The organism is Pseudomonas sp. F8002 (assembly GCF_013385495.1).
In the GTDB taxonomy this organism is placed as follows: Bacteria; Pseudomonadota; Gammaproteobacteria; order Pseudomonadales; family Pseudomonadaceae; genus Aquipseudomonas.
Genome location: NZ_JACAPW010000011.1, coordinates 70,911 through 93,198 on the forward strand (window position 1 = coordinate 70,911; position 22,288 = coordinate 93,198).

At 59.7% G+C, this 22,288-nt stretch carries 21 protein-coding genes; 8 read left to right on the forward strand and 13 right to left on the reverse strand.

Features of this window, described 5'->3' with window-relative positions:
* Positions 1 to 2: 2 nt before the first annotated feature.
* From ribBA to HX811_RS09830, 7 genes are all read left to right on the forward strand, one after another.
* Positions 3 to 1,094, forward strand: a complete 1,092-nt coding sequence (ribBA, locus tag HX811_RS09800; RefSeq protein WP_003209987.1) for a bifunctional 3,4-dihydroxy-2-butanone-4-phosphate synthase/GTP cyclohydrolase II — start codon at positions 3 to 5, stop codon at positions 1,092 to 1,094.
* Between the two features lie 90 nt (positions 1,095 to 1,184).
* The gene (ribE, locus tag HX811_RS09805) at positions 1,185 to 1,661 is read left to right on the forward strand and encodes a 6,7-dimethyl-8-ribityllumazine synthase (protein WP_003209986.1); all 477 of its coding nucleotides are present in this window, start codon (positions 1,185 to 1,187) and stop codon (positions 1,659 to 1,661) included.
* Positions 1,658 to 2,158 (forward strand): transcription antitermination factor NusB, encoded by a 501-nt coding sequence (gene nusB / locus HX811_RS09810; protein ID WP_003209985.1) that lies wholly within the window; start codon positions 1,658 to 1,660, stop codon positions 2,156 to 2,158. Before ribE ends, nusB begins: the two co-directional genes overlap by 4 nt.
* 18 nt (positions 2,159 to 2,176) lie before the next feature.
* Positions 2,177 to 3,130, forward strand: coding sequence for a thiamine-phosphate kinase (gene thiL / locus HX811_RS09815; RefSeq protein WP_177045708.1), 954 nt, complete (start codon positions 2,177 to 2,179; stop codon positions 3,128 to 3,130).
* A 128-nt stretch (positions 3,131 to 3,258) separates the two neighbouring features.
* Positions 3,259 to 3,876 (forward strand): GTP cyclohydrolase II, encoded by a 618-nt coding sequence (ribA, locus tag HX811_RS09820; RefSeq protein ID WP_003209983.1) that lies wholly within the window; start codon positions 3,259 to 3,261, stop codon positions 3,874 to 3,876.
* The gene (locus HX811_RS09825; protein WP_177045710.1) at positions 3,873 to 4,292 is read left to right on the forward strand and encodes an MFS transporter; all 420 of its coding nucleotides are present in this window, start codon (positions 3,873 to 3,875) and stop codon (positions 4,290 to 4,292) included. Before ribA ends, HX811_RS09825 begins: the two co-directional genes overlap by 4 nt.
* Positions 4,292 to 5,089, forward strand: a complete 798-nt coding sequence (locus tag HX811_RS09830) for a cobalamin-binding protein (RefSeq protein ID WP_177045712.1) — start codon at positions 4,292 to 4,294, stop codon at positions 5,087 to 5,089. The genes HX811_RS09825 and HX811_RS09830 overlap by 1 nt, the downstream gene beginning before the upstream one ends.
* A 107-nt stretch (positions 5,090 to 5,196) precedes the next feature.
* On the opposite strand, the gene HX811_RS09835 is transcribed toward HX811_RS09830, so the two are convergent.
* The 10 genes from HX811_RS09835 to HX811_RS09880 form a co-directional block, all read right to left on the reverse strand.
* Entirely contained in the window at positions 5,197 to 7,092 is a 1,896-nt protein-coding gene (locus tag HX811_RS09835) for a TonB-dependent receptor domain-containing protein (protein ID WP_177045714.1), read from the reverse strand.
* Between the two features lie 142 nt (positions 7,093 to 7,234).
* Positions 7,235 to 9,133 carry a 1-deoxy-D-xylulose-5-phosphate synthase gene (gene dxs / locus HX811_RS09840; protein WP_177045716.1) on the reverse strand — a complete coding sequence of 633 codons (1,899 nt, stop codon included), beginning with the start codon at positions 9,131 to 9,133 and terminating at the stop codon, positions 7,235 to 7,237.
* Between the two features lie 110 nt (positions 9,134 to 9,243).
* Positions 9,244 to 10,131 (reverse strand): (2E,6E)-farnesyl diphosphate synthase, encoded by an 888-nt coding sequence (gene ispA, locus HX811_RS09845; protein WP_177045718.1) that lies wholly within the window; start codon positions 10,129 to 10,131, stop codon positions 9,244 to 9,246.
* Entirely contained in the window at positions 10,128 to 10,370 is a 243-nt protein-coding gene (locus HX811_RS09850) for an exodeoxyribonuclease VII small subunit (RefSeq protein ID WP_003209964.1), read from the reverse strand. Before HX811_RS09850 ends, ispA begins: the two co-directional genes overlap by 4 nt.
* Positions 10,371 to 10,458: 88 nt before the next feature.
* Positions 10,459 to 11,598, reverse strand: coding sequence for a Fic family protein (locus HX811_RS09855; protein WP_177045720.1), 1,140 nt, complete (start codon positions 11,596 to 11,598; stop codon positions 10,459 to 10,461).
* 89 nt (positions 11,599 to 11,687) lie between these two features.
* Positions 11,688 to 12,029 carry a FecR domain-containing protein gene (locus tag HX811_RS09860; protein ID WP_371132405.1) on the reverse strand — a complete coding sequence of 114 codons (342 nt, stop codon included), beginning with the start codon at positions 12,027 to 12,029 and terminating at the stop codon, positions 11,688 to 11,690.
* A gap of 150 nt (positions 12,030 to 12,179) precedes the next feature.
* Complete coding sequence (locus HX811_RS09865) at positions 12,180 to 12,569, reverse strand: hypothetical protein (RefSeq protein ID WP_102369983.1); 390 nt, start codon at positions 12,567 to 12,569, stop codon at positions 12,180 to 12,182.
* On the reverse strand, positions 12,566 to 17,173 hold the full coding sequence (locus tag HX811_RS09870) for an RHS repeat-associated core domain-containing protein (RefSeq protein ID WP_177045722.1): 4,608 nt from the start codon (positions 17,171 to 17,173) through the stop codon (positions 12,566 to 12,568). Before HX811_RS09870 ends, HX811_RS09865 begins: the two co-directional genes overlap by 4 nt.
* A 147-nt stretch (positions 17,174 to 17,320) precedes the next feature.
* A complete protein-coding gene (locus HX811_RS09875) occupies positions 17,321 to 17,713 on the reverse strand; it encodes a MerR family transcriptional regulator (protein ID WP_177045724.1) in 393 nt (130 codons plus the stop codon).
* Positions 17,652 to 18,296, reverse strand: coding sequence for an NAD(P)H-dependent oxidoreductase (locus tag HX811_RS09880; RefSeq protein ID WP_177045726.1), 645 nt, complete (start codon positions 18,294 to 18,296; stop codon positions 17,652 to 17,654). The genes HX811_RS09875 and HX811_RS09880 overlap by 62 nt, the downstream gene beginning before the upstream one ends.
* A 399-nt stretch (positions 18,297 to 18,695) precedes the next feature.
* Here HX811_RS09880 and HX811_RS09885 point away from each other — a divergent pair, with 399 nt between their 5' ends.
* Entirely contained in the window at positions 18,696 to 19,007 is a 312-nt protein-coding gene (locus tag HX811_RS09885; RefSeq protein WP_177045728.1) for a DUF6124 family protein, read from the forward strand.
* 123 nt (positions 19,008 to 19,130) lie between these two features.
* Here the strand turns inward: HX811_RS09885 and fic are convergent, their stop codons facing one another.
* The 3 genes from fic to ppa all read right to left on the reverse strand — a co-directional run bounded on the left by fic (position 19,131) and on the right by ppa (position 22,277).
* Positions 19,131 to 20,252, reverse strand: coding sequence for a protein adenylyltransferase Fic (gene fic, locus HX811_RS09890; protein ID WP_177045729.1), 1,122 nt, complete (start codon positions 20,250 to 20,252; stop codon positions 19,131 to 19,133).
* Positions 20,253 to 20,758: 506 nt separating this feature from the next.
* A complete protein-coding gene (locus HX811_RS09895; protein WP_177045732.1) occupies positions 20,759 to 21,535 on the reverse strand; it encodes an XRE family transcriptional regulator in 777 nt (258 codons plus the stop codon).
* Positions 21,536 to 21,749: 214 nt separating this feature from the next.
* Complete coding sequence (gene ppa / locus HX811_RS09900; RefSeq protein ID WP_003219382.1) at positions 21,750 to 22,277, reverse strand: inorganic diphosphatase; 528 nt, start codon at positions 22,275 to 22,277, stop codon at positions 21,750 to 21,752.
* Positions 22,278 to 22,288 lie beyond the last annotated feature (11 nt).

The window sequence follows — 22,288 nt, forward strand, 5'->3', positions numbered from 1 at the left end:
GCGTGGCGCTCAACAGCATCGAAGAACTGGTTGAAGACATCCGCCAAGGCAAGATGGTCATCCTCATGGATGACGAAGACCGCGAGAACGAAGGCGACCTGATCATGGCCGCCGAGTGCTGCCAGCCGGAACACATCAACTTCATGGCCAAGCACGCCCGTGGCCTGATCTGCATGCCGATGAGCCGCGAGCGCTGCGAGTTGTTGAAGCTGCCGTTGATGGCGCCGCGCAATGGTTCCGGGTTTGGCACCAAGTTCACCGTGTCCATCGAAGCCACCACCGGTGTCACCACCGGCATCTCCGCTGCTGACCGCGCCCGCACCGTACAAGCCGCTGCCGCGAAAGACGCCAAGGCCGAAGACATCGTCAGCCCGGGCCACATCTTCCCGCTGATGGCCCAGCCGGGTGGCACTCTGGCTCGCGCCGGCCACACCGAAGCGGCCTGCGACCTGGCGCGCATGGCCGGTTTCGAGCCGAGCGGTGTGATCTGCGAAGTGATGAACGACGACGGCACCATGTCCCGTCGCGCCGAGCTGGAAGAATTTGCCGCGCTGCACAACATCAAGATCGGCACCATTGCCGACCTGATCCACTACCGGATGATCCACGAACGTACCGTTCAGCGGATTGCCGAGCAGCCGCTGGACAGCGAACTGGGCCAGTTCAACCTGGTGACCTATCGTGATTCCGTGGAAGGCGACGTGCACATGGCCCTGACCCTGGGCACCATCTGCGCTGAAGAGCCAACCCTGGTGCGGGTGCACAACATGGACCCGCTGCGGGACCTGCTGATGGTCAAGCAACCGGGGCGCTGGAGCCTGCGGGCCGCGATGTCCGCGGTGTCCGAGGCCGGCAGCGGTGTTGTATTGCTGCTGGGCCATCCGCTGGATGGCGACGTGCTGCTGGCGCATATCCGCGAAACCGCCGACCACGCGCCGGTGAAAAAACCGACCACCTACAGCATCGTCGGGGCCGGTTCGCAGATCCTGCGGGACCTGGGCGTACGCAAAATGCGCCTGATGAGTGCGCCAATGAAATTTAATGCCATATCCGGTTTCGACCTGGAAGTAGTAGAATACGTGCCCTCCGAATAAAGGCCGGCGTTGTTTGCCCCTTGTTCGCGGTTCAAATATCACTGAGGGGCGCGCACTAAGCGCGTCCCGGCTCTTTAAGAGATTTGTCGAATGACCCTGAAGACCATCGAAGGTACCTTCATCGCCCCCAAAGGCCGCTATGCCCTGGTGGTTGGCCGCTTCAACAGCTTCGTGGTTGAAAGCCTGGTAAGCGGTGCCGTGGATGCCCTGGTTCGCCACGGTGTGAGCGAAAGCGACATCACTATCATCCGCGCTCCTGGCGCCTTCGAAATTCCACTGGTTGCGCAGAAAGTTGCACAGCAGGGTGAATACGCGGCGATCATCGCCCTGGGCGCGGTCATTCGTGGCGGCACTCCGCACTTCGAATACGTGGCTGGCGAATGCACCAAGGGCCTGGCCCAGGTGTCCATGGAGTTCGGCGTGCCGGTCGCCTTTGGCGTCCTGACCGTTGATTCCATCGAACAAGCCATCGAGCGTTCCGGCACCAAGGCCGGCAACAAAGGTGCTGAAGCTGCCCTGTCCGCCCTGGAAATGGTCAGCCTGCTGGCGCAGTTGGAGGCCAAGTGATTAGCGACGACAGCGATCAGTTCAACCCCCAGGACCCGCGCCCGGCAGACGCCGGCAAGCCATCGAAAAGCGAAAAGCGTCGTTCGGCCCGCCAGCTCGCGACCCAGGCTTTGTACCAGCGCCACATGGCGAAAACCTCGCTGAACGAAATCGAGGCGCAGTTTCGCGTCGACAACGATTTCAGCGCGGCCGATGCCAGCTACTTCCACGACATCCTGCACGGTGTTCCGGCCAACCTGGCGGAGATCGACGCTGCACTGACGCCGTGCCTGGACCTGGCGATCGAAGAGCTGGACCCGGTTGAACTGGCCGTACTGCGCCTGTCCACCTGGGAACTGCTCAAGCGCGTCGACGTGCCTTACCGCGTTGTGATCAACGAAGGGATCGAACTGGCGAAAGTCTACGGTTCCACCGACGGTCACAAGTTCGTCAACGGCGTGCTCGACAAGCTGGCCCCGCGCCTGCGTGAAGCCGAAGTGAAGGCGTACAAGCGCTAACTGGCGCTTGCTGACGCAATGGGCGAGTTTGAGCTGATCCGCAACTACTTCGCCGCCGCGCCCTGTGCGCAAGGCGGCGAAGGCATTGCACTGGGGATTGGCGACGACTGCGCCTTGCTGGCTGTTCCTCCCGGGGAACAGCTGGCGATTTCTACCGATACCCTGGTGGCCGGCGTCCATTTTGCCGACCCCTGCGATCCGTTTCTGCTCGGCCAGCGCTCGCTGGCCGTGGCAGTCAGCGACCTGGCGGCCATGGGCGCCAATCCCCTCGCGTTTACCCTCGCCCTGACTACCCCGACGGTTGATGCCGATTGGCTGCAACGCTATGCCCAGGGCTTGAACGCCATGGCCCAGGGTTGTGGCGTGGTTCTGGTGGGTGGCGACACCACCCGTGGGCCGCTGAGCCTGACCATGACCGTGTTTGGCCGGGTGCCGGCGGGCCAGGCCTTGACCCGCAGCGGCGCGCGGCCTGGCGACTTGCTGTGTGTGGGCGGTGAGCTGGGTAACGCAGCGGGCGCCTTGCCGCTGGTGCTGGGGCAGCGCACGGCGGAGGCGGCTATCGCCGAGCCGCTGCTGGCCCATTACTGGTCGCCGCAACCGCAGTTGGCGCTGGGCTTGGCGTTGCGGGGCAAGGCCACGTCTGCCATGGATATTTCCGACGGCCTTTTGGCTGATTGCGGGCATATCGCCAAGGCGTCGGCTGTCAGCTTGTTGATCGAGCAGCAAAAACTGCCATTGTCCGCCGCCTTGCTGGCGTTCGTCGGTGAAGCGGATGCCCGGGTGGCCGCGTTGAGCGGGGGGGACGACTACGTACTGGCGTTCACCTTGCCGCCCGCCGAACTGGCGCCGCTGTTGGCCGCCGGTGTGCCGGTGCATGTAATCGGCCGGGTCGAGGCGGGGCAGGGCGTTACCCTGCTGGATGCGTCTGGCCTGGACGTCACGCCGGCCATTCGTGGCTATCAACATTTCTGAAAGGCATAGAACCAAGCTGAAGGCCAATCGAACCTATTGATCTTTATCAGCGATAATTCAGCTTAAGCGTCTGTAGGAACCTACTGTTACAATCCCTCCCCTGTGAAATCTGAAATCAGGAGCACAAGGTGCCCGTCGTTTTCGTCGCCGCTTCCAAGCTGCCAACCCCTTTTGCCACGTTCACCATGAATGGCTTTCTTGAAGAAGCCACCGGGCGCGAACACGTTGTTCTCAGCCTCGGTGACGTGGCGGACGGTGCCCCGGTCCTCGGTCGCGTGCACTCCGAGTGCCTGACCGGTGATGCGCTGTTCAGCCAGCGCTGTGACTGCGGCTCGCAACTGGAAGCCGCCCTGCAGGCCATCGCCCGCGAAGGCCGTGGCGTGTTGCTGTACCTGCGTCAGGAAGGCCGTGGCATTGGCCTGCTGAACAAGATCCGCGCCTATGAGCTGCAAGATGGCGGCGCCGACACTGTGGAAGCCAACGAGCGCCTCGGTTTTGCCGCTGACCAGCGCGACTATGGGATCTGCCTGCCGATGCTCCAGCACCTGGGCGTCAAATCCCTGCGGCTGATGACCAACAACCCGCGCAAGGTCAAAGCCTTGACCGACATGGGCATCACCGTCGCCGAGCGCGTGCCGCTGCACACCGGCCACAACCCGCACAACAAGCTCTACCTGGCCACCAAGGCCAGCAAGCTCGACCACATGATGGGCAACGAGCACCAGGGCGAGGCCGACCGGGCGTGACGCGCGGCCAGGTCAAGCGGCGGCTGTCGTTTAACTGGTGGCAATACCTGGCGTTGGCGCTGGCGCCGTTGTTTGTGATCAACCTGGTGTTTGGCAAGGCCGAGCCTTTGCTGCCGGTGCTGGCGATGCCGTTTTTTATCGCCGGCGTAGCCTCGATGTTTGTCAGCCTGCGTTACTTTCACGGCTATAAACACGCGCTGATCGCCGCCGGCAAAGCCCTCGATACCCCTGAAGAACCGGCTGCCTGGATCACCCTCGCGGCCCGCCGTCGTGTGGCGTTGCTGGTGGCTGCACTGCCGGCCTGGGTCGGCGCGCTGGCGGTGTTTGTCGGGCTGGAAGCGGTGCCGCTGTTTCTGTTGGCATTGTCGACCCTGGTGCTGTTCTACCTCTACCGCATCCCGCGCCAGTTGGGTTGATGCGCGTATGGCTGGCGGTGTTGTTGCTGGCAGTCGCGGCCCAGGCTGCGGCGGTTGAGCGGGTGGTCAGCCTTGCGCCTTCGTTGTCTGAAATCGTCGTTGAGCTGGGTGCGGCCGAGTTACTGGTGGGCTTGCTGGATGGCGGCGAGCGGCCACAGGCGTTGGCGAACGTGCCGTCTGTGGGCAACTACGGGCAGTTGGACATGGAGCGGCTGCTCAGCCTCAAGCCCGACCTGATCCTGCTTTGGCCCGGCAGCGTCGGCCCGGGCCAGCGTGAACAGCTGCAACGCCTGAACATCCCGGTATTTGTCGCCGAACCCCACAGCCTCGAACAACTCACCTCACAGGTCGAAACCATTGCCCGGCAACTCGGGCGGGATGACGCCGGCCGGCAATTGGCCGCGCAGTTGCGTCAGCGCTTGGCCGAGTTGCGCTCGCGCTATCACCGGGCCGAGCCGTTGCGGGTGTTTTATCAGGTGTGGAACCAGCCGCTGTACACCGTGGGTGGCGGGCAGATCATCAGCGATGCGCTGAGTGTGTGCGGCGCGCGCAATGTGTTCGATGACCTGAAATTACCGGCACCGCAGGTCAGCATTGAGTCGGTGTTGCAGCGTAATCCCGAGGTGATTCTGGCGGGCGATCAAGCGCAGCTGGATGCCTGGAAGGCCTGGCCCCAGGTGGCGGCGGTGGCTGGCGGGCGTTTGCTGCTGGTGCCTGACAAGGGCCTGGAACGGCCCAGCGGGCAGATGCTGCAGGCGGTGGCGCGGTTGTGTCAGGTGATTGCACCGGGGCTGTGAGACCGCTATCGCAGGCAAGCCAGCTCCCACATTTGACCGAGTCGTCTGGATAAGCACGGTCCCCTGTGGGAGCCGGGCTTGCCCGCGATGAGGCCGGTGCAGGCGACTTAGAGTTCCGGCGTCCAGGTCACCCCGAACATCAGTGCCCGGCCTTCTTCCCGATAGCCATATTGCTGGCCTTGATACTGATACAGCGCCCGGCTGTAGTCCTTGTTCAGCAGGTTATCGAGCTTCATTTCCAGCGTGACTTCATGGTTCACCGCCCAACTGCCCCGTAGCCCCAGCAAGCCATACCCGCCCAGGCGTTGCTGGTTCGCCGCATCGTCGTAGCTGCTGCTGACCGCTTGCCAGCTGGCGCCGACGCCGAATTGATCGAATTGGCGATCCAGGTCCAGGCTCAGGGTGCGCCGGGCTCGACGCGCCAGTGTGCGCCCGGTGTCGCGGTCGCGTGGGTCGATCAATGCAACGGCGAGGCTGCTTTGCCAGCCGAACAGTTCTTGCTTGAGCGCCGCCTCGAAGCCGTTGATGCGTGCGGCGCTGACGTTTTGCGGGCCGTTGCTCGCAAACACGATCGCATCCTGAATATCGGTGCGGTACAGCGAGGCTTCCAGTCGGCTGCTGTCGCTGAGCTGGCTGCGCCATTGCACTTCGTAGCTTTTCGATGTCTCGGGCTTCAGGTTCGGGTTACTGTTTTTGAAGCCGAATTCGTCCGGGTAGTAGAGGTCGTTGAACGTAGGCGCGCGGAAGCCTTCGCTGTAGCTCAGCAACAGATCATTGTCCGGGTTCAGCGGCAGGGTGAAGGTGCCGCTCCAGCTGTTGTGGCCGCCGAACTGCTGGTTATCGTCGCGACGCAGGCCCAGTTCGGTGGAAAAGGACTGGGCTTGAAAGCGGTGCTGGATAAACGCCGCTCGATTCCAGCGACTGTCTTCGGCGAACGCGGTGCTGCTGTTGACCTGGTCCTCGTACCAGTCGCCGCCCAGGATCAGGCTGTTCTGCTCATTGAGGGTCAGGTCGTTTTGCCAATTCAGTGAGTTGCGGTAAGTGTTGAACACGCTGCGTTCGGTGCTGAGCTTGTCCCGGGTTTCTTCGCGGTTTTCGCTGTGGCCCGCTTCCAGCCGGGACTTCCACGTGTCATTGATGCGCGCGTCAACATAGGTGCTGACACTGCTCACGGTGAAGTGGGTGTAGGGCTTTTGCTGGAAGCTTTGGAAGGTGGTCGAATCGAAGCGACCGAACGGGTTGTCGAATTCGCTTTTGCCGCGGTTATCCAGCACGTTCACACCTGCTTCGAGGTCATCGTTGAAGGCATGGCTCAGGCTGAAACTGATGGCCTGGTTGCGATAGGCGTCATGGTCACGGTCGCTGGGATAGGAGTCGTACGTGCGATTGATTCCGGCCGTGTCATCCAGGCTGGCGCCGAGGTTGAAGCGGGTTTGCGCATCGCCGCCGGACAAGCCCAGGCTGCGTTCCCACGTCTGGTTGCTGCCAACTCCCACATGCAGGCGGGGTTGCAGGCCGGACTCGTTACCACGCCGGGTGAAAATCTGGATCACCCCGCCAATCGCATCGCTGCCGTAGATCACCGAGCGCGAACCACGCAGGACTTCCACACGTTCGATCTGCTGGATGTTCAGGTGCTGCAGGTTGCTGTCGCCGGAAGTCGAGTTGCCGATGCGCTGGCCGTCGACCAGCACCAGGCTCTGGGCCGACTTGGTGCCACGAATGTAAACGCTTGCCAGGCTGCCACGGCCACCGGCCTGTGAAACCTGCACGCCGGGCACGCGGCTGAGCAAGTCGGTCACGCTGGTGGGTTGCAGGCGGTCGATGTCGTCGCGGGTGAAGACGGTGTTGGCGGCGCTGCTGTCGTTGCGCGCCTGGACCTGGCGGTTGGCGCTGATCACCATGTCGGGCAGCTTGAGCGCTTGGTCGCGTTCGAAACTGTCGGCGAGCAGGTCGGTGGTTGGCAATAACAGAAGGGGCAGAGCAAGGCGAAGGCGGTTCATGGGCTGTCCGTAGCATTTGAAGTTGGCATAAAACAAATGTGGGAGCGGGCTTGCTCGCGAAGGCGCAGTGTCAGTCAATGCATCTGTCGACTGACCCAGCGCTTTCGCGAGCAAGCCCGCTCCCACATTTTTAATCGCGTTTCTACAGGCCCAGCAGGGCCATGCGCTGACGAACCGAAGCTTCGATGCCCGCCTCATCCAGCCCGCACTCAGCCAGCATCTGCGCCGGCTTGGCATGCTCGACATACACATCCGGCAGGCCCAGGTGCAGCACGGACTTGAGGATATTCTCCCGCGCCAGGAACTCACTGACTGCCGCACCGGCGCCGCCCATGATGGCGTTTTCTTCGAGGGTCACCAGCAGCTCATGGCTGCCGGCGATCTCGCGCACCAGAGCCTCGTCCAGTGGCTTGACGAAACGCATGTCTACCACCGTGGCGTCGATCTTCTCGGCCACTTTCAAGGCTTCAGCCAATTGCACGCCGAACACCAGCAAGGCAACCCCGCTGCCCTGGCGGCGGACGATACCCTTGCCGATTTCGATAGGCTCAAGGTCCTTTTCGATCACCGCATTCGGACCATTCCCCCGCGGATAGCGCACAGCCGCCGGGCCGTTGTACAGGTGGCCGGTGCTGAGCATCTTGCGCAGTTCGTTCTCGTCGCTCGGGGTCATCACCAGCATGCCGGGGATGCAGCGCAGGTACGAGAGGTCGAAGCTGCCGGCATGGGTCGGGCCGTCTTCGCCCACCAGGCCCGCACGGTCGATGGCGAACAGCACGTCGAGGTTCTGCACCGCGACGTCATGAATCAACTGGTCATAACCGCGTTGCAGGAACGTGGAGTAGATCGCTACCACCGGCTTGGCGCCTTCACAGGCCATGCCCGCGGCGAAGGTCACCGCGTGTTGCTCGGCGATGGCCACGTCGAAATAGCGCAGCGGGAAACGCTCGCTGAACGCCACCAGGTCGGAACCTTCCTTCATCGCCGGGGTGATGCCCACCAGGCGCGGGTCGGCGGCGGCCATGTCACACAGCCATTCGCCGAACACACCGGAATACTTTGGCCCGCTGGGCTTCTTCGGCGCGGCGGCCGGGGCGTTCAGCGGTTCCAGCTTGGTGATCGCGTGGTAACCAATCGGGTCGACTTCCGCCGGGGCGAAGCCTTTGCCTTTCTTGGTCACGATATGCAGGAACTGCGGGCCTTTAAGGTCACGCATGTTGCGCAGGGTGGCGATCAGGGTTGGCAGGTCATGGCCGTCGATCGGGCCGATGTAGTTCCAGCCCAACTCTTCGAACAGGGTGCCGGGAACCAGCATCCCCTTGGCATATTCTTCGGTACGACGGGCAATTTCCCACGCGCCGGGCAGACGCGAGAGCACCTTCTTGCTGCCTTCGCGCATGCTGGCGTAAGTGCGGCTGGAGAGGATTTTTGCCAGGTAATTCGACAGGCCACCGACATTGCGCGAGATCGACATGTCGTTGTCGTTGAGGATCACCAGCATGTTGGCGTCCACTTCCGGCGCGTGGTTCAGCGCCTCGAAGGCCATGCCGGCGGTCAACGCGCCATCACCGATCACCGCAATCGCCTTGCGATCGCTGTTTTGCAGGCGGGCGGCAATCGCCATGCCCAGCGCTGCACTGATAGAGGTGCTGGAGTGGCCGACGCCAAAGGTGTCGTACTCGCTCTCGGAGCGGCGCGGGAAGGCGGCGATGCCATCCTTCTGGCGCAGGCTGGCCATGCGCTCGCGGCGTCCGGTGAGAATCTTGTGCGGATAGGCCTGATGACCCACGTCCCACACCAGCCGGTCGTCCGGAGTGTCGAATACGTAATGCAGCGCAATGGTCAGCTCGATGACGCCCAGGCCGGCACCGAAATGCCCACCGGTCTGGCCGACCGTGTAGAGCAATTCCAGGCGCAACTCATCGGCCAGGGTTTCCAGCTCGGCTTCACCCAGGCGGCGCAGGCCGGCTGGCGTGTTGGCACGGTCCAGCAGGGGCGTGGCCGGGCGCTTGCGGGGAATCTCTTGAAACGTCGTGGGCATCAGGCGAATCGTTATAGGTATAGAAGAGGCGGCAGTTTACCTCAAGCATCGCAAACTGCCCACGCAGAGCGCCGAACTTGGCTGATATGCGGTGGAAAAGGCCGCTGTTGTCAGTGGCGACGTTCGACGATATACCGCGCCAGGTCACGCAGTGGCTCGGCAGCCGCGTCGAAAGGTCGCAGGGCATCCAGGGCCTGGTCCCGCAGCTCCAGGGCGTACGCCTTGGCGGCTTCCAGCCCGAGAAGCGAAGGATAAGTCGGCTTGTCCCGTGCGATATCAGCACCCTGGCGCTTGCCGAGGGTCGCGGTATCGCTTTCAACGTCGAGAATATCGTCCTGCACCTGGAACGCCAGGCCGATGGCCCGCGCGTAGGTTTGCAGCGCCGCCAGTTGCGCCGCTTCGGCACGGCCACTGGCCAGGGCGCCGAGGTGCACGGCGGCCTCGATCAGCGCGCCGGTCTTGTGGCGGTGCATGTATTCCAGGGCTTGTTGATCGAGCTTCAAACCGACCGAGCCCAGGTCAATCGCCTGGCCGCCGACCATGCCGGCAGGCCCTGCGGCCAGCGCCAGCGCGGTAACCATGCGCAGACGGATCTCGGCGTTGACGCTGCTCAGGCGCGGGTCCAGCAGGGCGCTGAACGCCAGGCTTTGCAGGCCGTCACCGGCGAGAATCGCGCAGGCTTCATCAAAGGCTTTATGGGTGGTGGGCTGGCCGCGACGCAGATCGTCGTCGTCCATTGCCGGCAAATCGTCGTGTACCAGGGAGTAAGCGTGGATCAACTCCACCGCACAGGCGGCGCCGTTGGCTTCCTCCGGCTGGGCGCCGAGGGCTTCACAGGCCGCATAGGCGAGCAACGGGCGAACGCGCTTGCCACCGTTCATCACGCTGTAGCGCATAGCCTCATACAGGCGGTTCAGCTCAGGGCTGGGCGCGACAAACAGCGGTTCCAGCGCAGCATTGACCCGGGCCTGGCTGCCGGCCTGATAAGCGTCGATCATTCAGGCTGTTCCGCATCGAAAGGTTCTTCGGCCAACTCCCCATCGCGTTCCAGCAACACCTGGACCTTCTGCTCCGCCTGCGCCAGGGCGCTCTGGCAGTCGCGGGTCAGGCCGATGCCTTGCTCGAATGCGGTCAACGAGTCTTCCAGCGACAACTCGCCGTTCTCCATCCGCTCGACCAGGGTTTGCAGGTCGGCGAGGGATTGTTCGAAATCGAGTGCAACTTTTTTGCGGGCCATGGCGGCTATTCCGGTAGACGGTAAACCGGCGCGACACTAGCAGACATGGGGGATTGGGGCAAATGAGTGGGGGGATTTGCCTTGTAACTCAATCGCCTTGGGTGTTGATTTGATAGCGGGTGCTGCGGCCGCCGCCGGGTAGCCGAACCAGGCAGTTTTTTTCCAGAAGATCGGCCAGATGTCGGGTCGCCGTGGCCTTGGACACTTTGACCACTGCCTGATACTGGGCGGCGCTGATCCCGTGCTCAAAGCCCTTTTCGCCACCGTCGAGCAGGCGATTCAAGACTTTGGTCTGTTCGGCGCTGAGTGCGTGGTCCCGATGCTGCTGCCAGAAGCGGGTTTTGCCCAGCACCCGGTCAATCCGCATCATCGCTTGTTGCAGGCTACGAAGCAGTGTTTGCAGGAACCACTCAAGCCAATCGGTGACATCCAGCGTCGCTTTTTGACTGGTTTCCAATGCACGGTAATAGCCCGCTCGGTCTTCAAGGATGCTCGCCGACATGGCGTAGAAGCGGATCGCCTGGTTCTCTGCCTGGGCAAGCGCGAGGTCGGTAATAGCCCGCGTCAGACGACCGTTGCCATCATCGAAGGGGTGCAGGGTGACGAACCAGAAATGCGCCAGGCCTGCGCGCAGCAATGGGTCAAGGGCCGAATGATGGCGACTGGCTTCAAACCATTCGATGAACTCGTCCAGCGACTGCTCCAACCCTTGCCGGGGTGGCGCCTCGAAATGCACAGTGGGCCGGTCCAGTCGTCCCGACACAACCTGCATGGGCTCATCCCCCCTCAGCGTGCCTACGTTCAAGCCGTGGGTGGAAAAGCGGGCCTCCTCGGCGGGAAACAACCACCGATGCCAGTTAAATAGTCGGGTGAGGGTAAACGGTTGAGCAAACTGTTGCGTGGCGTCCAGCATCAAGTCAGCCAGACCCTCGCTGCGTCGGCTCACTGAGCCGTCTTGCAATTGCTCCAGGCCCAGGCGTCGGGCCAAAGAGGAACGTACCGAGCCCACATTCAGCTGCTCACCCTCGATTGCCGAGGAGGTCAGAATGTTTTGCAGCAACGCATCCAGTTCATTCTCTGAACTCTGTGCCTGGCTGACCGAGCCGAGCATGCCCAGCAACTTTCCTTGCGCCTGCGTGCACTCTCGCATCAACGCTGCAAGGCACTCAGGTTGCCAGTGAAAGTGCGGCCAGTCGGGTTGTTGCCAGATCCAGTTCGGATGATCCATGGAGGCATGCTCTGTGTGTGAGCCGAATAGAAGGCTTATTCGGCTCATTTGGTGAGCCGATTGTGTGAGCTATTCGGCTCACTGTCCAGTCAGCTGCGCACGATCAACACCCGACGGGTGAGGGCAGTGATGCGCAGTTTCTGGCTGCTGATCAGCGCGTCTAAGGCACTGTCGACCTGATTCAGATTGAGTCTGGCGCTGATGGTGCGTTGCCCGACTTTATCGTCGAGCCAGATCACATGGCCGCCTTTGTCGTTATGCGCGACGGAAAACTCGGTGCCCAACGCCCTAATCCGAGTGCCGTCGGCTTGCACAATAAATGGTCGACTGTTGTGGCTGACGTGCAGATACACACGGCCTCTTCGCAGATTTACCCGGCGTTTATCGGAGGTGAGGTCGATATCGAGCGCGCTGCTGCTGTTCAGATGCAGTAGTCAGTTTGTTCTCTGGGTATGCGTCAACGTCCAGAAGCTTTAAGGCTTCTTGGGTAAAGGACACGGTTATCAGCTTCATTCAATAGGTTTGCTCTTGAAGTGAGTCACTCGTGGTATTCGATTTTTGCTGCTTACAGAGTTTTATTTCTATGCCCAGCTTATGCAGTCATGGTCATCCATATGGACTAAGAATGTTAGGTCTCGATCAGTTATCCAGAAAGGATAGCCAGTGGTTTCAGATAAAATAAGAGCAAGACTTTTGGCGCTGCCTATCTCCCACGCTCTGTGGGCTGAATCGAAAACAATTAAAATTAGTCGGTCACTATGAATCAGGTCTTGTATCTCTTTCCAGAAATTCGGGTTGTGTTGCTCGGTTTTTACATTGAGATAATTTGGGTCAAGCGTCTTTTGTTTAGTTCTGAAAAATCTCTCGATAAGAGATGTGATTAGTGAACTAATCTGGCTGGAGTTCAGCTTTCTGCCCTCTATGCCCAGAGTAATTAATACTTCATCGATTTCTTCTTCTAGATAATTCATTGAGGTGTACCGATTTTTGAACGGCTAACAGGAATCAGCTCAAGCAATATATGCCCTCTTTTGGCTCCACCACCGCTTCTTTTACCTGCGGTCTGGTAACCAACGTGTGGTGAGGCCGGACCTTTAGTCGATGGGACCAACGTTGGATCGTCGATGTTCACTTCTGCTCCTTTGTTTGCTCCTCTTAGTACTCGCCACTCCGTCGGCCATGATTTACCGTGTTGGTCTTTTCCCCATTTGGTCACGGTGTAATCGTCTCTTGATACGCCAGTTTTGTGAAAAGCCTCGTCCAGCGCTTTACGCATTTGCTGATAAGGACTTCCCTTTTCTGTTCTCCAGTCAAGATCTACATCGGAGTTAAATTCCCATGTTCCGCCAGCGGCCTGTGGGCAGTCTGTAGGTTTACATGCTAATCCCAACGGATCCACCCACCCGGTCGGGTTGGGCACGTATTGGTATCCGTTCAGCCCACCCGCCAGCTTCACGGGATCGGGCGTCAGGTAGCGGCCAATATCCGGATTGTAGTAGCGATGACGGTTGTAGTGCAGTCCGCTTTCCGGGTCGAAGTATTGGCCCTGGAAGCGCAGCGGGTTGGTGAGGGTGTTGACGTCGAGCTTCGCGATTTGGCCGTAGGCGCGGTAGTGCGCTGACCAGACAATTTCGCCGTCCGGCGCAGTGAGTTCCTGTGGCGTGCCGAGGTGGTCGAGTTGGTAGTGGAAGGGGTTTACGTCTTCCGGGCCGTAGCCTTTGAGCAGCGCTAACGGGCGAAAGCTGTTGGGTTCGTAGATATAGCTTTGGTGGTGATCAGCACTGTGTTCGGCGATCAGCGTGTCGCCTTGCCAGAAGAACTCGGTGGTCTGACCGTTGAGGGTTTTGGCGATACGCCGACCAAACGGGTCATAGCGATATGCGGCCTCGGTACCGTCCGGCTGGGTGATGCTGATCAGACGATGCTGGCAGTCGTAGCGGTATTCGGTAACCAAGCGCTGCGCCCGACCCCGGCGTTCGCGCAGGAGGTTGCCGAAAGCGTCGTAGTCGTAATGACGGTCGCCTTGCATCAACAGGCGATTGCCTTTGACGACGCTGGGCCCTACGCGGTCTTGCATCAGCAGGTTGCCCGCCGGGTCGTGGACGAAGCGTTCCTGCAGGTCGTGCGAGTGGTCGGCGCGGGTCAGGCGGTCGAGCGGGTCGTAGTGGTAGTCGTGCTGGCCTTTGCGGGTGTCGAGGATGCGGGTCAGGTTGCCGCGTTTGTCGTAGTCGTATTGGCGGCGCTGGTGGCGTTGTTCCTGTTGGGTGATCGCGTGGGCGTGCAGGCGGCCCTGGTCGTCGTAGTGGTAATGGCTGAGGAGTTGGCCTTGCTGGCGTTGGTGTTCGCGGCCGGATTTGAACAGGTGCGAGGTGAGCAGGTTGCCGTTGAGTTCGATGGTGGCGAGGTCGCCGCCTTTTTCATGGTGGAAAGCGAGGCGGTTGTTGTCGGGCAGGCGCAGGTAGTTGAGTTGCCCGCATTCGTCGTAGCGGTAGCGCAACGTGCCCCAGCCCTGGTGTTCGGCGGTGAGGCGGTTTTGCAGGTCGTATTCGTAGTGGAGCGGCCAGTGGCTGTCGTCGACGCTGAGGAGATTGCCGAGGCGGTCGTAGGTGTAATCGACCGTGCTGCGGTCGGGCAGGGTTTTTCTTACGAGGCGACCGGCCGCATCGCGCTGATAACCGGTAACCAACTGATTGCCATCGTCGCCGTATTCGGTCTTTTCCAGCAGGTGCCCGGCGAGATCGTAGACGTAGGCGGTGCGGCGGCCATCAAAGCCGGTTTCCTGCTGGATCAGGCCGTTGGCGTGGTACTCAAGCCGGTAGGTTTCGCCGACTTCGTTTTCGATCTCGGTCAGTAACAACCGAACATTGTCATAACGGTATTTAAGCTGTGTGCCGTCGGGATTAATCCGACGGCTGATCAGGTGCAGACCGTCGGCGTACTCATAGCGCGTAATCCGACCCAGTTCGTCGCGCTCAGCAGTGATTTTTCCGTACGGGTTGTAGCTGAGTTCGCGAGTGCCACCGCCCGGCTGAATCACTTTCAGCAAACGACCTACGGCGTCCCACTGATACTGGGTCAGTGCGCCATGCTCATCCTCGCAGGCAACCTGCCGCCCCAGCTCGTCATAGCGATAACGCCGCACACCGCCATTCGCCAGTTTTTCCTCAATGAGCTGGCCGCGTTCGTTCCAGATAAAGCGTTGGCTGCTGTTATCCGGATACCAAACACCCGTGAGCTTTCCGTGTTTGGTGTAGGTGTATTCGGTGTAGTTACCATCCGGATCAGTCTTGCGGGTGACATCACCCTGGTCGTTACGCTGGTATTTCCACACCGCGTCACCACGGCGCACAACCCGTACGAACCCGTTGTCATGCTCGTAGGACGTGGGTGCATCGTCACCGGGAAACAGCGCAATCAACCGACCGGCTTCGTCGTACTGATACGCCATCACCGCTCCCAGCGGATTCTGCTCGACCGTCAGCCGGCCTTTTTCATCGTAGGATTTGAAGTGCTGCGCGCCGTCCGGATCGATCCGCTGCACCAGCCTTGCGCGCTGGTCGTGGACGTAGACTTCCTGGCTGCCATCGGCGTTGTGCACGGTGACCGTGCCGTTGTCGTCCCACACATACCGCGTGTCCATCTGCGAAAAGCTGGCCCAGTGCCGGACGCACCTTGCAGCCTTGCCGGACCGTTCCCACTCCCAAAAGAAACTCGCCCCACCGGCCAGTTCCCGCTCCAGGATCACCTGCTGATCGTCGTACCGATAACGCTCGCTTTCGCCTACCGCGTTGGTCGCTTCGATCAACTGCCAGGCATCGTCGTACGCGTAGGAAACAACGTTTTGCTCGGTAACCCAGTCCAGTTCCCGCTGCACCTGATAGTCGACGGCAACGATATGTCGGCGGTCATACCGCAGCAGCAATCCTTGACCAACGCCGTTATCAATCCGCTGAATCCGCCCGGAATAGTCACGGGAAATACGCAGCCGGTTGTCATACGCATCGCTGATCGCCGTCAGCATACCGTCACGGAAGTGGTAGAAAAGCGACGCCTGAGCCAGCACCCATTCATCCGGCAAAGCACCCAGATAAATCGCCGCTTCCGCCAGGCTATTGGTGATGGCTGGCCGCGTAGCAGAGGGCAGGGGAAACGTGGTGCTACGGTTTTCGTGATCGGTCCATACCACCGATTCACCGCTCACCACCAACCGCTGCGCCAGCGCATGACTCCAGCCAAACCCCAGCCCGCAATCCACTTCCACCGCACTGCTGCGATACAACCGCGTCCAGGCAAACGGCAGCACACCCTCCAACGAGCCGTCAGTGAGAGTCAAAAGCTCCTCACCAGTAACCATCGAAACCGGGCAGCCATTGGTACAGGTATTCGCCGAACAGACCGAAGCATCCCCATTGGGGTTTTTCGCCGAAGCAGGCGCATCATCCACATGCGCTCCCTGTCGAACCGCCGTGTTCTGACGCGGCCCCCAGCGCATCTGCACGCCACCTTTTTTCAACCCCTCCACAGCGCCCCGAACCGCCACGGCCTTATAGCGATTCACTGCCGTCATAAAACGTTGAAGAGCGCCGAAAATACCCTTCACAAACTCAATGGCTGCCTCAACAATCCGAGCGCCATACCTGAGCGCACGCGAACTCAGATAAGCGATGCCCGCCGCCGGCAAAACAACCGTCAGCAAAGCAGCCACCAACAAATCAATCAGCAACGACACCACAAAACCGGCCACCGCCTCGGCGGTACTCCCGGCCACTTCACTGGGGGGCAACGCCGACAGCCAAATCATCGCCGTGCGCAGCATCAGGTACAGCGCCGCCTCATCACTGGCCAGTAACATGGCCTGTTCCATAACCTTTGGCGCAGTGCGAGCCAGCTCCATCAATTCGCTGGCTTTCGCCCCGAGGCTTTCAAACAGCTTGCCGGGGTCCTTGAAGATCTCCTGCACCTGCTTGATGGCGTCCCACACCCCGGTGATCGCCGCCCAACTTCCCGCCAGCACGCCATTGCCAATCGCGCTTGAAGTGGACCTTTCCCAGTGCGGCCTGAAGCCACCCCATTGCTTGCGCAGCCAGCTTTCCAGGTCTGCGGTCAAACCGTCGTAAGACGAAAACAGCGCCTCGACCTGCTCGTCCGAAACACCGCCTTGCACCCGCACCCGGTAACGCTTGCCGGCCACACAGGGGTGAGAACCTTTCCCCTGTTCATCGAGAATGATGACGGTAGAACTGCCGTCATCCAGCCCGATCACCTCAACCGGGATACCTCCCAGCGGCACGTCATACACCGATTCGAACTTGCTCTCGATCTCCAGTACGCCACTTTCCTCACAGCGCGCCACCGTCGAGAAATTGTCATCGGTCATGCTCAACGACGTGCTCGAATCGCCCACCCGAATGATCCGGTCCATTCCCAGCAAAGACGGCAAATCTGCCGCATGGCTGACCTTGTCCAGCGCTTGCGAATACCAGGTGCCCACCTGCTGGCGATACACCGCCAGGCTCTGATGGAAGCCATCCAGTTCGTGTTCGATATGGGCAATGTGGGACGAAGAAGCAGTCATCCATGACGTCTCTGCAAAGGGGAGGCGTCGGAGTCTGCAACAGCAAAATGGGGCCGGGACGAGTGGTCTGGAAAATCAGATTGGGCTTACGAGGAGGGCGATTTTTTCCGTGCCGAGCGGCTGCCCGGCACTACGTAAAACGGCGATTCAGCTCATTGAAGGCAGTGACGTTTTCAGTGGTGCGCTGCATTGACCCTGAGCATCCTTGAGGCTGGCCTCAAACTCGACCAATCCCCCGTGCATCTTCTGCAGCGCTTCGATTTGCCTCACCAGTTCCTGCTTCTTGTTGGTGATTGCCTTGTCCGCCAGCTCCCAGGGCAACACACCACCGGGATGCCCACCCAGAATCTCCTGCAACTCCTTGAGCTTGAAACCCAACTGCTGAGCACACTTGATGAACGTCAGCAACTCGACACTTTGCGTGGAGTAAATGCGATAACGACCTTCCCGCTGCGGCGGAGGCAACAGGCCGATGGCCTCATAGTGACGAATCGCCTTGATGGTTGTGCCCGACAGTTGCGCGGCTTTGCCGATGTACATGAAAAGTCCTTTTCCCAAAGAGTGCGCCGGCCTGTTTCAGCCACTGTTCCCGCTGTGCTGGCGTCGAGCCCAGCACCGGCCCGAACTGCAACGTCTTGATCGGCTGGATGCCACAAAACTCCAGCGTCGTCTTGCGTATCTGGTGCAGCGCGGGCATGCGGTAGAACCACCTGTAATACCACGGCGGCGTGTCCAGGGTCACCAGTAAGTGCGCGGTTCTGCCCTTCAGGAGTTTGTCGGGGAAAGCCTTTCCCTTGCGGTATTTGAAGGCGAAACCGGATAGGAGAATTCGGTCGATGAACCCCTTCATCAAGGCCGGGATGCCACCCCACCAGATGGGGAAAACAAACGTCAGGTGATTGGCCCACAGGATGTCGGATTGAGCGTTGAGCAGGTCGGGTTCCAGGGGCTGGGTTTGATTGTAGCCGTTGTGCAGGATGGGATCGAAAGTCAGATCGCCCAGGCGCAGAACGCGCACTTCGTGCCCGGCGGTTTTGGCCGAGGTGATGTAGGTGTCGGTGAGGGCAGAGCAGAAGCTTGTGCGGGAAGGGTGGCCGAGGATGACCAGGATGCGTTGGCTCATGGTGTTGGGGTCCTGAAAGTTAGGGTTTCAGGGTGAGGTGTGACCTTAGGGGGAGAGTCAAGAAATGGCAGTGATTGGGAATGGCCAGGAAGACTGATCCCTTTCATTTGCAGGACGTTTCCTAGAGAATTCCAAGCGCTTGCGCCAGCAAAATCCCGCGACTAGTCTGCGTTCCGTCACTGCATATTCGGTGATCGGGTTTAGTCGCCCGGATTCGATTGGCGCACGATCAGTTCATGAGTCAGGCCGTTTTTCGCCTGCACTTTTATGGTGGCTGTGCGCAGGGCGCCCTCGGGCGCGCCGGGTTTCCAATCGACCGGTCGACTAACCTGCGTACAGCTGCCACCTTCGTTTAGTCGCGAGGCGTGGTGGCTCCAAATGTTTGATTGGAGATTTACCATGGTCAAAGTTACCCCCGATCCACCCACGTTCCGTAAAGCCTTACTGAGCGACAATGACGCCACTCGGCGCGCTATTGATCACTACCTCAAAGCACCTGAAGCACCGCCTTCATCCACCCCGTTTACCGTTGATGACGAACTGAGCTTCGAAGATGCCCTGGCCCACGCTGCCGAGTTATTGCATTGCGCCGTAGCAACCGCCCAGGCGTCGACCGAGCCGCTGAACGGCGCGCAGCGGGCGGTGATGCATTTGGTGGAGATGTCGAAGGTGGTGGTGGATAGGGCGTTGGATTGCTTGCAGCCGAGGTGAGGATCCTAAGCCGACACTGAGGTAACGATGCATTTGGTCAGCAACCTACTGACCAAATGCTAATCATCACGGCTCAGGGGCGCAGATCCCGGCAGACGATTGTCATCGAGTAAAGCTCTCCCCTCAGGCGTATGGCTTGAAGTCGTTGTTGTCGCGAGTGAGTAACTGCATCAGCTTGGGATGGATGAAGAGCTTTTCCTTGCCAACCTGAACCTCTTGCAGAACGCCGATGGCGACTAGTTCTTTGAGGTAACGGGAGGCTGCTTGACGCTGGGCAATCTGTTTGTCGACGACGTTGCTGATGCGGCAGTAGGGCTGTTCGAAAATGACGTCTACCAGCTCGCGGGAATAGGTTTTCGGCAACTGCTCACGAACAAACTGGGTGGTGTGCTCGGACAGGCTGCGAATAGCGGCAATTTTTGCACAAGTCCAGCGTGCTGTTTCTTCCACAGCGCTGAGCATGTACAGCAGCCAAGGCTCCCAGGCTTGTTCGCGAGTGACATCAAGCAACAGGCGGTAGTAATCGGCTCTATGGGCAATGATGTAACGGCTAAGGTAGAGAATCGGTAGATTCAGCAGGCCTTCCTGGATCAGGTACAGGGTGTTGAGCACTCGCCCGGTACGGCCATTGCCGTCGGTGAATGGGTGAATGGCTTCGAATTGATAGTGACTAACCGCCATACGTACTAATGGATCCAGGTCGGTCTCGTTGTGCAGGAAGCGCTCCCAGTTGGCGAGCATGTCACGTAAGCGATCTTCGCCTTCCGGTGGGGTATAGATGATCTCGCCGATTCGGTCGTTGGCTAGCTGGACTCCTGGCACCCGGCGTATATCCATGTTCACGCCTTTAAGCGTGCGGCAGATTTCGACTGCAGTACCGGTGGAGAGTGGGCGGTCGGCCAACGATTGATAACCTTTCTGCAGGGCTTTGCGGTAGCGCAGTGCTTCCTTGGTCGCTGGGTCTGCGTGGCTATCTCCATCCTGAGCATGCTGAAAGAGCAAATCCGTGGTGGTGACGATACTTTCGATCTCTGAGCTGTCCTTGGCCTCCAGCAATGGAATGGTGTTGATCAGCATTGTCTGGTTAGGGATCAGCTCAGCCGCTTGCTTCAATTCGGCCAGGGCTGTGCGGGCCTCAATGCAGCGTTTGAGCACTGCATGGGTTTCCAGAACAGTTGCCGGTGGCAAAGTGGGAAGCTGGTTGTAGGGCTTGTCAGCCTGCCAGGGAAGGTGGGATGCGGTCATGGATGGGGCTCGGTCTTTGACTTATCCGTCTAAAGGTAAGAGGGGCTCATCAGGGCGCCCTTTCGTGGCGTCAGTGTAAACATGCGTGCACTACGTGTCGCTATATTTTGATTTCTGCGACACGTCTTGATGTCATGTCGTTGGTAACGACAGGTATGCGAAACGTGTTCTTGGAACGGGCTTTTAGCGACGTATCAGGCGAATGTCCTGAGGATGGAAAAGACGGCTTGCGTGCCTTGGAGCGGTTGGCGCGTTCTCAAATAGCTCGATGCCTGGCAGGTGTAGCGCATTTCTTCCAGGCATTAAAAAGCCGGCTTGTGGCCGGCTTCTCGGGGACTGGTTCAGCTTATTTTTGGTAAACCTCACCAGCCTTCAAATCGTTCACCCAGGCTCGCACCCAGGTGATAAGGGGCATCAGCGGGAACTCCTCCGCATCGCCAGGCAGGGCGGACCGGCTTCACGCCAACCCCCTGCCAAATGTGCGGCGGATAATACCCACATTCGCCTCAATTTCCCAGCGTCTGATCCGATTTAGAGCCTTCGTAGCCCAATAAATGCTCATCCAGCGGCACCGGCGGGCGGCGGTTATTCAGTGTCGCCCACCAGAACACCCAACCCAGAATCTCAAAGTTCTGCTCATGCCGCTGCTCATAGGTCAAAAACTCGTCCGGATGCTCGGCGCTGTTGTGGCTGCGCATCCGCAGGCCACCTCCTGGACGGTTGTAGAGGTATTTGATCCGCAGCATTCCGTCGTGCTCTACCGCGTAGATTTCGCCATCGATGATCTGTTTGCGACCACAGTCGATGGCAAGGGTACTTCCGTCCTGGATGATGTCGATCATGCTGTTGCCGACCATGTAGGCCCCGAGCGCCCGCTCCGGGCTTACACCGATGGCTTCAAGGGTGTGCAGGGAGAGGCGGATGCTTTCGGTCGAGGTGAAGGTGGGGTGGAGGGGGATCTCCACGTCGATTTTTACCGGGCCCGAGACCGGGTGGGTGATGTAGTTGCCGCTGGTCTCGCGGGCGATACGGTGGGAGGTGTCTGCATCGGATCCTTCCAGCAGGTAGTTGGCGGGTGGATGTTTGGGGCCTTCGCCTGTGCGCAGCCAACGGCTGGTGACGCACAACAATTCTGCGAACTCGTTGAGCCGGCCCATGGGGACGCCGCGTTTGAACCAGTTGTTTACGTGTTGAGGCGTAACATCGCGGTTCTTGGCGAAGTCGGAAGCGGAAAGATGAACTTCCCGTAATAGCGCTCTTAAGCGATCACCTGATGTATTCATAAACGCAGAGTTTACTGGCCGTAAAATCAGATCAAATAAACCATGCGTTGAGTTGCTGTATGTAGGTGTTTCCTTATCGCAGGACTATTCTGCTAGTTGATTAAGCTAGTTAAACAATTGCTGTAAATATGTTTATTAAAGTAGCCGGATGTTTATGTTTTTCCCACAAAAAAAGCCCCGATTAATCGGGGCTTTTTCAGAGCGAATAGCGGTATCAGCCTTTGTAGGCAGCGACCGACTTCAGGATCTCGGCGCGGGCGGCGTCTGCATTGCCCCAACCGTCGATCTTCACCCATTTGCCTTTTTCGAGGTCTTTGTAGTTCTCGAAGAAGTGTTTGATCTGTTCCAGCAGCAGTGGCGGCAGATCGGTGTATTCCTTCACGTCGACATACAGCTGGGACAGCTTGTCGTGTGGTACTGCGATAACTTTGGCATCGCCGCCGCCGTCGTCAGTCATGTTCAGGATGCCGACCGGGCGGGCGCGAATAACCGAGCCTGGGGTAACCGGGTAAGGGGTCACGACCAGCACGTCGAGGGGGTCACCGTCGTCTGCCAGGGTGTTGGGGATGAAACCGTAGTTGGCCGGGTAGAACATCGGGGTGGCCATGAAACGGTCAACGAACAGGCAGTCGCTGTCTTTGTCGATTTCGTATTTGATCGGCGCGTGGTTGGCCGGAATCTCGATGGCGACGTAGATGTCGTTCGGCAGGTCTTTGCCAGCCGGAATCTTGCTGTAGCTCATTGGGCGTTGCC